The 12,862-nt window shown below is 49.0% G+C and carries 11 protein-coding genes; 6 read left to right on the top strand and 5 right to left on the bottom strand.

Translation table 11 applies throughout. The features are described 5' to 3' along the window. The first annotated feature begins 76 nt into the window (after positions 1 to 76). Positions 77 to 1,747 (top strand): formate--tetrahydrofolate ligase, encoded by a 1,671-nt coding sequence (locus DW800_RS12280; protein WP_005829089.1) that lies wholly within the window; start codon positions 77 to 79, stop codon positions 1,745 to 1,747. Positions 1,748 to 1,852: 105 nt separating this feature from the next. Here the strand turns inward: DW800_RS12280 and glyA are convergent, their stop codons facing one another. The 5 genes from glyA to pyrB form a co-directional block, all read right to left on the bottom strand. Then, positions 1,853 to 3,133, bottom strand: coding sequence for a serine hydroxymethyltransferase (gene glyA, locus DW800_RS12275; RefSeq protein WP_005829088.1), 1,281 nt, complete (start codon positions 3,131 to 3,133; stop codon positions 1,853 to 1,855). A gap of 103 nt (positions 3,134 to 3,236) precedes the next feature. Next, on the bottom strand, positions 3,237 to 4,007 hold the full coding sequence (locus DW800_RS12270) for a porin family protein (protein WP_008663573.1): 771 nt from the start codon (positions 4,005 to 4,007) through the stop codon (positions 3,237 to 3,239). 23 nt (positions 4,008 to 4,030) lie between these two features. Beyond that, positions 4,031 to 4,597: a flavin reductase family protein gene (locus DW800_RS12265; RefSeq protein ID WP_005829084.1), complete on the bottom strand. Its 567-nt coding sequence runs from the start codon at positions 4,595 to 4,597 to the stop codon at positions 4,031 to 4,033. Beyond that, the gene (pyrI, locus tag DW800_RS12260) at positions 4,594 to 5,058 is read right to left on the bottom strand and encodes an aspartate carbamoyltransferase regulatory subunit (protein ID WP_005829083.1); all 465 of its coding nucleotides are present in this window, start codon (positions 5,056 to 5,058) and stop codon (positions 4,594 to 4,596) included. The genes DW800_RS12265 and pyrI overlap by 4 nt, the downstream gene beginning before the upstream one ends. Before the next feature lie 26 nt (positions 5,059 to 5,084). Further along, on the bottom strand, positions 5,085 to 6,032 hold the full coding sequence (pyrB, locus tag DW800_RS12255; protein ID WP_005829081.1) for an aspartate carbamoyltransferase: 948 nt from the start codon (positions 6,030 to 6,032) through the stop codon (positions 5,085 to 5,087). Positions 6,033 to 6,643: 611 nt separating this feature from the next. On the opposite strand from pyrB, the gene DW800_RS12250 reads away from it, so the two are divergent. The 5 genes from DW800_RS12250 to DW800_RS12230 all read left to right on the top strand — a co-directional run bounded on the left by DW800_RS12250 (position 6,644) and on the right by DW800_RS12230 (position 12,789). Next, positions 6,644 to 8,974 carry a transglycosylase domain-containing protein gene (locus DW800_RS12250; protein WP_005829073.1) on the top strand — a complete coding sequence of 777 codons (2,331 nt, stop codon included), beginning with the start codon at positions 6,644 to 6,646 and terminating at the stop codon, positions 8,972 to 8,974. Between the two features lie 71 nt (positions 8,975 to 9,045). Further along, positions 9,046 to 9,411: a 2-amino-4-hydroxy-6-hydroxymethyldihydropteridine diphosphokinase gene (locus DW800_RS12245; RefSeq protein ID WP_005829072.1), complete on the top strand. Its 366-nt coding sequence runs from the start codon at positions 9,046 to 9,048 to the stop codon at positions 9,409 to 9,411. 82 nt (positions 9,412 to 9,493) lie between these two features. Then, the gene (kdsB, locus tag DW800_RS12240) at positions 9,494 to 10,249 is read left to right on the top strand and encodes a 3-deoxy-manno-octulosonate cytidylyltransferase (protein WP_117748778.1); all 756 of its coding nucleotides are present in this window, start codon (positions 9,494 to 9,496) and stop codon (positions 10,247 to 10,249) included. A gap of 12 nt (positions 10,250 to 10,261) precedes the next feature. After that, positions 10,262 to 11,551, top strand: a complete 1,290-nt coding sequence (locus tag DW800_RS12235) for a M16 family metallopeptidase (protein ID WP_009038484.1) — start codon at positions 10,262 to 10,264, stop codon at positions 11,549 to 11,551. Between the two features lie 74 nt (positions 11,552 to 11,625). Next, the gene (locus DW800_RS12230) at positions 11,626 to 12,789 is read left to right on the top strand and encodes a phosphatidylinositol-4-phosphate 5-kinase (RefSeq protein ID WP_005829069.1); all 1,164 of its coding nucleotides are present in this window, start codon (positions 11,626 to 11,628) and stop codon (positions 12,787 to 12,789) included. Positions 12,790 to 12,862: the final 73 nt, after the last annotated feature.

Below are 12,862 nucleotides of genomic sequence, written 5' to 3'. Positions count from 1 at the left end.
TTTGTACTTTGCCACATCTTTCGTACTTTTGCAACTTTCAAAACATTAAAGTTGTTATTTAAAGAAAAGACTCTGTATGAAATCGGACATTGAAATAGCCCGCAGCATAGAGCTGAAGAAGATAAAGCAGGTGGCTGAAAGTGTGGATATCCCGCGTGACGAAGTAGAGAACTATGGCCGTTACATAGCCAAGATTCCTACGCATCTGATTGATGAAGAGAAAGTGAAGAAGAGCAATCTGATACTGGTGACGGCTATCACGGCTACGAAAGCGGGTATCGGTAAAACAACCGTGTCCATCGGGCTGGCATTGGGGCTGAACAAGATTGGCAAGAAAGCGATTGTGGCTTTACGCGAACCCTCGCTGGGTCCTTGCTTCGGCATGAAAGGCGGTGCTGCCGGCGGAGGATATGCCCAGGTGCTTCCCATGGAGAAGATAAACCTGCACTTTACGGGCGACTTTCACGCCATTACCTCCGCACACAACATGATTTCCGCTTTGCTCGACAATTACTTGTACCAGCATCAGGCAGACGGCTTCGGACTGAAAGAAATCATCTGGCGGCGCGTACTTGATGTGAATGACCGTTCCTTGCGGAGCATTGTCACCGGATTGGGACCGAGCACCAACGGCATTACCGAGGAGTCGGGCTTCGATATTACCCCGGCTTCCGAAATTATGGCTATTCTCTGTCTGGCAACGGACCTCGACGACCTCCGTCGCCGTATCGAAAATATTATTCTGGGATTCCGTTTCGATGGTACTCCTTTCACAGTGAAGGAGTTAGGAGTAGCCGGTGCCATTACCGTACTGTTGAAAGATGCTATCAACCCCAACTTGGTACAGACTACCGAAGGCTCTGCTGCTTTTGTTCATGGAGGACCGTTCGCAAATATTGCCCATGGTTGCAACTCCATTCTTGCCACAAAAATGGCCATGACATTCGGCGATTATGTAGTGACGGAAGCCGGTTTCGGGGCTGACCTGGGTGCGGAGAAGTTCTACAACATCAAGTGCCGCAAGAGCGGCCTACAGCCCAAGCTGACGATAATCGTTGCTACCGCACAAGGACTGAAGATGCATGGCGGTGTCAGTCTGGACCGCATCAAGGAACCCAATATGGAAGGACTGAAAGAGGGCTTCGGCAATCTGGACAAGCATGTACGCAATTTGCGTTCATTCGGCCAGCAGGTCATCGTGGCATTCAACCGTTTTGCCAGTGATACGGACGAGGAGGTGGAAGCTATCCGCCGCCATTGCGAAGAAAAGCTTGAGGTAGGTTTTGCCGTGAACAACGCCTTTGCCAAAGGAGGAGAGGGAGCCGTTGACCTTGCCAATCTGGTAGTAGATACTATCGAGAACAAACCATCCGAACCGCTGACCTTCACCTACGAAGAGAGCGATTGCGTGGAACGTAAAATAGAAAAGGTAGCCTGCAACCTCTACGGGGCAAGCGTAGTGACTTACAGTCTCCACTCCCGCAAGGTTATCAAACTGATAGAGCAGATGGGTATCAGCCATTACCCCGTCTGTATTGCCAAGACGCAGTACTCCTTCTCTGCCGACCCGAAGATATACGGTGCAGTCAACAACTTTGAGTTCCACATCAAGGATATTGTGGTCAATAACGGTGCGGAAATGATTGTAGCCATCGCCGGTGAAATTCTCCGTATGCCGGGATTACCCAAGAAACCACAAGCCGAACACATTGATATTGTGGACGGAAATATAGAAGGGCTGAGCTAAACGCGCGGAGCGCGTTTAGAATTAAAAATTAAAGGCTGCGCAATGTTCGCTTTGAACTGCGCAGCCTTTAATTTTTAATTCTTAATTTTTAATTCTGTTTGCTTATTAATAAGCAAACAGCGGGTATTCTTTCATCTTCGCATTGACGCGTGCACGTACCTCTGCGATGACTTGTTCGTTGTCTACGTTGGACAGAACGGTTTCAATCATCTCGGCAATTTCGAGCATCAGGTCTTCCTTGGCACCACGGGTTGTGATGGCAGGAGTACCCAGACGGATACCGGAAGTCTGGAAAGCCGAGCGGCTGTCAAACGGAACCATGTTCTTGTTTACGGTGATGTCGGCAGATACCAACGCCTTCTCGGCAACCTTACCGGTCAAATCGGGATATTTGCTGCGCAGGTCTACCAGCATGGAGTGGTTGTCCGTACCGCCGGAAACGATGGTGAAGCCACGGTCTATCAAGGCTTGTGCCAGGACAGCGGCGTTTTTCTTCACCTGCTTGGCATATTCTTTCCATTCCGGTTGCAGGATTTCGCCGAAGGCAACGGCTTTGGCTGCGATGACATGTTCCAGCGGACCACCTTGGATACCGGGGAATACGGCTGAATCCAGCAACTGGGACATCATCTTGATTTCTCCCTTCGGAGTTTTCTTGCCCCAGGGATTGGGGAAGTCCTTACCCATCATGATAACGCCACCGCGAGGACCACGCAGAGTCTTGTGGGTAGTGGAGGTCACGATGTGGGCATATTTCACGGGGTTATCCAGTTCACCGGCTGCAATCAGTCCGGCAGGATGAGCCATGTCAATCATTAGGATGGCACCTATCTTGTCCGCGATTTCGCGCATGCGCTTGTAGTCCCATTCGCGGGAATAAGCAGAACCGCCGCCGATAATCATTTTGGGTTTCTCGCGCAGGGCAACTTCTTCCATCTGGTCATAGTCCACACGTCCGGTTTCCTGGTTCAGATTGTATTCGCAGGGAGTATAGATAATACCGGAAGTGTTGACCAGTGAACCATGGGAGAGGTGACCGCCGTGTGCAAGGTTCAGTCCCATGAATTTGTCGCCCGGATTGAGCACGGCGAGGAATACGGCTGCATTGGCTTGTGCACCGGAGTGCGGCTGTACGTTGGCCCATTCTGCGCCGAAGATCTGTTTCAAGCGGTCGATGGCAATCTGCTCACTCTGGTCCACTACCTCACAACCACCATAGTAACGCTTGCCGGGGTATCCTTCAGCATACTTGTTGGTGAGGCAGGAGCCCATTGCCTGCATAACCTGGTCACTTACAAAGTTCTCTGATGCAATCAGTTCAATGCCTTTGAGCTGACGTTGGTGTTCTTTTTCGATAAGTTCGAAAATTAAATCATCTCTTTTCATTCTGCTTATTAGATAAGTTTGATAAATCTGTGTTCTCTTATTTAAGCGCACAAATTTACGGGAAATAAATGAATAAATTGAAAGAAAAGGAAGAAATTTACTGTCAAAAGAACACTCCGAAAGAAAAACTCAGCACATTGTCCCTGCGGTGAAAACGGATTTCGTTTTTCGTGTTTTCGTCTGCAGCGTTGTTGTCGGCCGGAATATCGTATGTCACGCTTTTGGAGATGTTATGCAGCCCCATGTCGTAACGGAAGTCGAAAAAGACGCGTGAGATGGTGACGGATACGCCGACGGTGAAACTGAGATTGAGCGGACGCAGCCTTTCACGGATATTCACCTGGTCGAAATTCTCGAAGTCGATGTCACTTTTCCTGTCCCATATATAGCGCACTTTGGGTCCTCCAAAGACGGCAAGGCTGTACGGCCCCTCCTTGATGAAGTTGTATCCGTAGATGACGGGGATGTCTATACTGTGGATGGACGATGTAATGGAGGCTTCCTCCAGCCGGGCTCCTGATGCGGCGTCTTCGGGCAGAGGTTTCTCGAAGGTGATGTTGCACCGGTTGATGTTGTAGGATATTTCCGGTTGCAGGAAGTGGCGATCGAAGTTTATCCGCATGAAAAGGGAGCCGAAATATCCTATCTTGTAATTGTTCTGCACTTCGTCGATGGGCACTCCGTTGACGCTGAACTGGGATACAAGGAACAAGGAAGAGGTGAAACCGCCTTTGAAACCGAAATTGACCGGAGTTTCCTTGCGGTGTCCGGAATGCTCTTCGTCGGCAGTACCGGGCACAACCGGAGTCTGTCCCCACATCATGGCGGGGAAGGCCAACAGATATAAGCCCATCAAGATTCGTCGCAACTCCATCTCTTAAAACCTTTATCGCATTATTACTTCTTTTTCTCTACTGACCATCCGAATTTGCCTATCTTTTCTCCCAGCTCATAATATCCACCGTGCACATAGACCAAGGGATTCGTTTCCGCCAGTTCCAGTTTGCCGGTTTCAGGGTTCAGATTACGGGTATCGGCACGTACATTTACCACATCCGCTATAAACATGTCGTGCGAACCGAGAGCCATAATCTCCTTTACCCGGCATTCTATGCAAAGCGGTGATTCCTCGATGAGAGGCGCGCTGACTACGGTGCTTTTCCCCGGTGTCAGATGCATTTCCTCGAATTTGTTGTAGTCCTTTCCGGAGCGTACGCCACACCAGTCCGTGGCCCGTGCCATATCTTTCGTGGTGAGGTTGATGACGAATTCCATATTCCGCTTGATGATGTCGTAGGAGTGGCGTTCGGGGCGTACGGAGATGTAGCACATGGGCGGGTTCGTACAAATCGTCCCCGTCCATGCGATAGTCAGAATGTTATATTCCTCCGGAGTGCTTCCGCAGCTCACCAGTACGGCGGGCAGCGGATAAATCATTGTTCCGGGTTTCCAGTCTTCTTTCATATAATCTCAATATCTTCTCTGGTCTGCTCCTTTTCGCAGTAGTGGCATTTGATGACGCAATTGTCCTTATCCACGACATGAAACAACGTAGGCATAGGCTCATTGTTCGTGATGCACTTCGGGTTGGCGCATTTCACGATTCCGCGCAGCTCTTCGGGCAGGCGGACTTCGCGTTTCTCCACCACTTCGTAGTCGCGGATAATGTTCAGTTTTACATTGGGAGCCACCACGGCGATACGGTTTATCTCTTCGTCGCAGAAGAACTTGTCGGCAATCTTGATGATACCTTTCGTGCCCAGCTTCTTGCTCTTGAGGTTGAAGCCGATAGTGATATTGTTGCTCATGTGTTCCAGTCCGAGCAGGGAGACTACGGTAAACAGTCTCTCGGAGGGTATATGGTCTATTACAGTGCCGTTTTCCAGAGCAGCAACCTGCAATTCTTGTTTCTTTTCGCTTAACATCTTGAAATATTTGTTATTAGACGATTCTACTGAATTACTCCTTTACTCTTTTTCACCTCATCCAGCGTGATGCCCAGTACATCGCACAGAATAGCTTCACGGGCATACAGTCCGTTTTGTGCCTGCTGGAAATAGTATGCCTTGGGATTGTCGTCCACATCATAGGCTATTTCGTTGACACGGGGCAACGGATGCAGGATGCGCAGGTTGGGACGGGTATGTTCCAGCATCTTGTTGCGCAGGATGTAGACATTCTTCACCCGCTCGTACTCCATAAGGTCGGTGAAGCGCTCGCGCTGCACACGGGTCATGTAGAGGATGTCGGCATCAGCAATGATTTCTTCCGTAAAGTCCGTATGTTCCACGTACTTGATGTTGTGCTCGCGGCAGTAAATTTTGTATTCTTCGGGCATCCGCAACTCGTCGGGAGCGATGAAGTGGAAAGTGGGGTTGAAGTGGCGCATGGCCATCAGCAGGGAGTGGACGGTACGGCCATACTTCAAGTCGCCGACCAGGAAGATATTCAGATTCTCCAGCGTGCCTTGCGTCTTGTAGATGGAGTAGAGGTCGAGCATGGTTTGTGAGGGATGCTGGTTGGCACCGTCTCCGGCATTCACAATAGGCACGGTGGTGACTTCACTGGCATAGCGTGCGGCCCCTTCGAGGTGGTGGCGCATCACGATGATGTCGGCATAGTTGCTCACCATCTTGATGGTGTCTTTCAGCGTCTCGCCCTTGGATGAGCTGGTGGCCTTTGGGTCGCTGAACCCGATGACACGTGCTCCAAGCCGGTTGGCGGCAGTCTCGAAACTGAGGCGTGTACGGGTGGAAGGCTCGAAAAATAAGGTGGCAACTACTTTCCCGTCCAATATATGCCGATTGGGATGGGCTTCAAACTCTTTCGCCATCTCGAGCATATAGAGGATTTTTTCCCGGCTATGCTCGGCAATGGTGACTAAACTTCTGTTTTCCATATCGTTGAATTCATTTATACTTTTCGAGAGTGTAAAGTTACGGAAAATATGCGGGCTACGGAAATATGCGGGGAAGTTTTTTGCGAAATATGGGCTGTTTTTTTAACCGTGTGGCTTGTTGTCCGGAATGCCACACTTCATCATCCGAAATGCCACACTTCGACAAAGTAAATGCCGCATTTCGCGAATGTTCAAGTGTGGCATTTGCCTTAGTCAAGTGCGGCGTTTGCCTTGTCGAAGTGTGGCATTCCGGACAGTGAAGTGTGGTATCTCTTTACGCCGTCGCCGTCGTTCTTTTTAACGACAACGTCGTTTTTTTCTCTTCTCTTCTTATCTTATCTCCTCTTACGCGCGCGAGGGCAAGTTTTCATTGTTTCAATCTGTATTATAGCTCATTACGATGTGTTTTTCCTTTCCGATTTTTTCTTCAAGTTTTCTAATTATTTTGCAATCGTTTTGCATTTCACTGACAGTTTCCATTAAAATAAACGGGCGTTTTTTTTGTGAATGCCGGAAATCTTATCCTGAAAAAGATATAAAAAGCATAGGCACATCCAATATATTTCCGTACCTTTGCCCTATTATTGAACTTTGATTTTAGCAACTGAAACATGATAAGGAAAGTCGTCAAAATCCTATGGATTTTCATCGCACTGATTTCGCTGGTGTGTGTCTTTATATTCTTTTCCATAGCCAAGGGCTGGATAGGCTATATGCCTCCGGTGGAAGACCTGGAAAATCCGAATTACAAATTTGCCACAGAAGTCTTTTCCGAGGACGGAAAAGTATTGGGTACTTATTCCTATAGTAAGGAAAACCGCGTGTTTGTGGGATACAATGATTTGTCGCCCAATATCATCAACGCCTTGATAGCTACGGAAGATGTACGTTTTGCCGAACATTCGGGCATTGACGCCTACGCCCTGACGCGTGCCGTAGTGAAGCGCGGTATCCTGATGCAGAAGAATGCCGGCGGTGGCAGTACCATCACCCAGCAGCTTTCCAAACAGCTTTATTCTCCCAGTGCCGACAATGTGATGGAACGTCTGTTCCAGAAGCCCATCGAATGGGTGATTGCCGTAAAGCTGGAGCGTTACTATACAAAAGAGGAAATCCTCACCATGTATCTCAACAAGTTCGATTTCCTGAACAATGCGGTAGGCATCAAGACTGCTGCCTTTACCTACTTCGGTTGCGAACCGAAAGATTTGAAGATTGAGGAAGCGGCTACGTTGGTGGGCATGTGCAAGAATCCGTCTCTCTATAATCCGGTGCGCTACAATGAACGTTCCCGCGGACGGCGCAATGTGGTGCTCGACCAGATGCGGAAAGCGGGATATATTACGGAAGCCGAGCGCGACTCCCTCCAGGCATTGCCTCTGAAACTGAAGTACAACCGTGTGGACCACAAGGAAGGGTTGGCCACTTATTTCCGCGAATACCTGCGCGGCGTGCTCACCGCCAAGAAGCCCGACAAGGCCAACTACCGCGGTTGGCAGATGCAGAAATACTACGAGGATTCACTCGACTGGGAGAACAACCCGCTCTTTGGATGGTGCGAAAAGAACACCAAGAAAGACGGTACCAAATACAACCTCTACACCGACGGGCTGAAAATCTATACCACGCTCGACTCGCGTATGCAGCAGTATGCCGAGGATGCCGTGACAGAGCATCTGAAGGAACTGCAAGGTTACTTCTTCAAGGAAAAGAAAGGGGCCAAGAAAGCTCCCTACACCTTCCGTCTGACCCAGGAGCAGGTAGACGAGATTCTGGGACGTGCCATGAGGTTGTCCGACCGCTACCGCATTATGAAGAAAGCCGGAGCCACCGAAGCTGAAATAAAGAAAGCCTTCGATACCCCGGAGGAGATGTCCGTATTCAGTTGGGAAGGGGAGAAAGACACCATTATGACCCCGATGGATTCCATCCGTTACTACAAGTTCTTCCTTCGTGCCGGTTTCATGTCCATGGACCCGCGCAGCGGACATGTCAAGGCATACGTAGGCGGACCGAACTACCATTACTTCCAGTACGATATGGCCATGGTGGGACGCCGCCAGGTAGGTTCTACCATCAAGCCTTTCCTTTATACATTGGCTATGGAGAACGGTTTTTCTCCCTGCGACGAAGTGCGCCACGTGGAATACACGCTGATTGATGAAAACGGAAAACCGTGGACGCCGCGTAATGCCAACAAAAAGCTGATTGGTGACATGGTGACTGTGAAGTGGGGGCTGGCAAACTCGGACAACTGGATTACGGCCTATCTCATGAGCAAGCTGAATCCCTATAATCTGAAACGTCTTATACATACTTTCGGTGTCCGCAACCGTGATATAGTACCTTCCGTTTCACTCTGTCTGGGCCCGTGCGAGATTTCCGTCGGCGAGATGGTAAGTGCCTATACCGCATTCCCCAACAAGGGTATCCGGGTAGCTCCGCTGTTCGTGACCCGCATCGAGGACAATGATGGAAACGTGCTGGCAACCTTTGCTCCCGAAATGCAGGAAGTCATCAGTGTATCCAGCGCTTACAAGATGCTGGTCATGCTGCGTGCCGTTGTCAACGAAGGTACCGGAGGCCGTGTGCGCCGTCTGGGTGTGAAAGCCGACATGGGCGGCAAGACCGGAACGACGAACTACAATGCCGACGGCTGGTTTATGGGCTTCACGCCTTCGCTTGTGTCCGGTTGCTGGGTGGGCGGTGAGGACCGCGACATCCACTTCGATACGATGCTTCACGGACAAGGTGCTTCCATGGCATTGCCTATCTGGACCAAATACATGGTGAAAGTGCTCGGTGACAAATCTTTGGGATATGATGAAAATGAAACATTCCAGTTGCCCGAAGGCTATGACCCGTGCAAGGATGATGTGAATCTGGAAGGAGACACCCATATAGAAGAACCGATAGAGGGACTCGACGAACTGTTTAATTAGTTGAAAGGTGAAAATTGAAAGTGGAAAGGTAAACTTTCAATTTTCACCTTTTCCCCTTTCACCTTAAAAAAATGGATTATACGATTAGTATTGGGAGCAACGAACAGCGGAGGGAGAACATGGAACTGGCTCGCAGACGCTTGACGGAACTTTTTTCGGGAATACGTTTCTCGGAAGAGGAGGAGACGGTACCTTTGTTCTTTCACCGTCCGAATCTGTTCTCCAATCAGGTGGCATGCTTTGCTTCCGATAATCCGGTAGAGGAAGTCACCGCCTGCCTGAAAGCCATCGAACGGGAAGCCGGAAGGAAGCCCGAGGAGAAGGAGCAGGAAATTGTACGGCTGGATATAGACTTGTTGTCTTGTGACGGGACTGTCTATAAGCCAAAAGATTTGAAACGTGATTATATCCTGCGAGGATTGAAACAACTGTTATAATTAATAAAGAATATAAGGAGATGGGTCGATAGTATATGAACACTTTCGGACACACTCTCATTTTAAAAAACGAAGATTGAAAATGAAATTTTTAGGAATCATACCTGCCCGTTACGCATCTACGCGTTTTCCAGCCAAACCATTGGCGGTGTTAGGTGGAAAAACCGTGATACAGCGAGTATACGAGCAAGTGGCAGGAATCTTGGACGATGCATACGTGGCTACGGACGATGAGCGTATTGAAGCCGCAGTAAAAGCATTCGGAGGAAAGGTGGTAATGACTTCCACCGAACATAAAAGCGGCACCGACCGCTGTCAGGAAGCTTGTACAAAAATAGGAGGACAGTTTGATGTCGTGGTGAATATCCAGGGGGATGAGCCTTTCATCCAGCCTTCGCAGTTACAAGCCGTCAAAGCATGTTTCGACGATCCGGCCACCCAGATAGCCACTCTGGTGAAACCCTTTACGGTAGATAATGGTTTCGAGGCACTGGAAAATGTGAACTCTCCGAAGGTTGTGCTCAACAAAAACAGGAATGCCCTCTATTTTGGCCGTTCCATCATTCCCTACCAGCGTAATGCGGCGAAGGAAGACTGGCTGAAGAACCATACGTATTATAAGCATATCGGCCTTTATGCCTATCGCGTAGAGGTACTGAAAGAGATAACCGCCCTTCCGCAGTCATCCCTCGAGATTGCCGAATCATTGGAACAGCTTCGTTGGTTGGAAAACGGATACACTATCAAAGCAGGTATCACGGATGTAGAAACTATCGGCATAGATACTCCTCAAGATTTGGAACGGGCAGAAGAATTTCTTAAAAGCCATGGGCTGTAAACTAGAAAGCCCATGCTGAACCGAAGTGACCAACCCCGGATTCTTGAACCGGAACAACTGGTGGTGCAAAGGCCGGAACGTATCAAGTTGCCTAATGGCGTGCCATTGAGCGTGCTCAATGCCGGTGACAATGAAGTGACACGTATCGATCTCCTCATGGCAGGCGGCCGATGGCAACAGAAACAGCCCTTGCAGGCGTTGTTTACGAACCGCATGCTTCGCGAGGGCACCCGACGCTACGATGCCGCCCGGATAGCGGAAAAGCTGGACTATTACGGAGCCTGGCTGGAATTGTCCAGTGCATCCGAGTATGCCTATGTCACCCTTTATTCTCTGAATAAATACCTTCCCCAAACGCTTGACATATTGGAGTCTATCGTCAAAGAGCCGGTATTTCCCGAGAAAGAGCTGGGAGTGATTGTAGACAACAATATCCAGCAGTTTCTTGTCAACTCTTCCAAGGTGGACTTTCTGGCGCACCGCGGATTGGTGAAGGCTCTGTACGGCGGGCAGCATCCCGGTGGACGTCTGGTGCAGGAAGAGGATTATCGGCGCATCACTCCTGCGGTGCTACGCGAGTTTTATGACCGTTACTATCATTCCAATAATTGCAGCATCTATCTCTCGGGTAAGGTAACCGGTGATTGCATCCACAGGATAGAGTCCTTGTTTGGCTGCGAGGCTTTCGGTACGGATTTCCGTAAACCGGAGAAGACAGAATTCCATCCGGTTACCACCTCCGGAAAACGTATCTTCATCGAACGTCCGGACGCCCTGCAAAGTGCCGTCCGTATGGGCATGCTTTCCCTGGACCGTAATCATCCGGACTACTTGAAGGCCCGCGTACTGGTCACACTGTTCGGGGGTTATTTTGGCAGTCGCCTGATGTCCAATATCCGGGAAGATAAAGGATACACATACGGTATCTCCGCAGCCATCATGCCCTATCCGGGGCAGGGAGTGTTGGCGGTCAGTGCCGAAGCCGCCAACGAATTTGTGGAGCCTCTTATCGGTGAGGTTTATCATGAAATAGACCGCCTTCAGAACGAGCTGGCTTCCGATGGAGAGCTTTCCATGGTGAAGAACTATATGTTGGGAGACATGTGCCGTAGTTATGAATCTGCATTCTCGCTGGCAGATGCCTGGATTTTTGTGCAGGTATCGGGCTTGCAGGATACCTACTTTGCCGAAGCACTGGATGCTGTCAAGGAGGTTACTCCACAAGAAATCCGTGAACTTGCAGGGCGGCATTTATGCAAAGAGAAATTAAAAGAAATAGTGTGCGGCAAAAAAATGTCATAAAAAGCGGGAGTTATCGCATCATTTTACCGGATAAATCCTACCTTTGTCAATTATCAACTATCAATTATCAATTAATGAAATATCTATATACTGCACTCATTCTGGCTTTCTTATGCCAAGGTGGAGCCACTGCCCAGGAAAAAAAAAGCGGCTTTTTCGATAAAGTGAAAAGTACATTCTCTTCGGAGATAAAGATAGGTACCTATACGTTCAAAGATAACGGGGCCGTCTATACCGGTGAAATAAAAGGGCGCAAGCCCAATGGAAAGGGGAAGACCGTTTTCAAGAACGGCGACGTCTACGAGGGTGAGTATGTGAAGGGCAAGCGTGAAGGCTACGGTACATATATGTTTCCCGACGGTGAAAAGTATGAGGGGCAATGGTTTCAAGACCAGCAGCATGGTAGGGGTATCTACTATTTTATGAATAACAACCGTTATGACGGCATGTGGTTTCAGGATTACCAGCACGGTAAAGGAACCATGTACTATTACAATGGTGATATTTATGAGGGCGACTGGGTGAATGATAAACGCGAAGGCCAAGGAACGTATACCTGGAAGAACGGTTCCAAGTATGTAGGCTCGTGGAAGAATGACAAGAAAGACGGCAAAGGAACACTGACCTGGAATGACGGTTCCAAATATGACGGGGAGTGGAAAAATGATGTCCGGGACGGTAAAGGAACTTTTGAATATGCCAACGGCGACAAATATGTAGGTGACTGGAAGGACGACATGCAGCATGGCAAAGGTATTTACTTTTTCCATACCGGCGACCGTTACGAAGGTTCTTATGTTCAAGGTGAACGTACCGGAGAGGGCATTTATTACCATGCCAGCGGCAACAAGTATGTGGGCAGCTTCAAGGATGGAAAGCAGGAAGGCCACGGCACATTTACGTGGGCAAGCGGCGCCGTTTACGAAGGTAATTGGAAAGATAACCAACGTGACGGATACGGTACTTACAAATGGAATGTAGGTGACTCTTACGAAGGTGAATGGAAAGACAATAAGTTCAACGGCCAAGGTACCCTGATTCAGACCGATGGAACCAAATATAAAGGCGGTTTTGTGAACGGTATGGAAGAAGGTAGCGGTATCCAGGAGGACAAGAACGGAAACCGTTATGAAGGCTTCTTCAAACAAGGCAAGAAACACGGTCCGTTTGTAGAAACAGACAAGAACGGAAAGGTGATACGAAAAGGAACCTACAAGATGGGAAGGCTGGAGAATTAGAATTAAAAATTAAAGGCTGCGCAATGTTCACTTCAGAACCGCGCAGCCTTTAATTTTTAATTTCTAATTTCTA

This window comes from Bacteroides sp. AM32-11AC (assembly GCF_003603515.1).
GTDB classification, from domain to species: domain Bacteria; phylum Bacteroidota; class Bacteroidia; order Bacteroidales; family Bacteroidaceae; genus Bacteroides; species Bacteroides uniformis.
The sequence above is the reverse complement of the archived record's forward strand: the minus strand, read 5'-3'. Positions and strand labels throughout refer to the sequence as shown.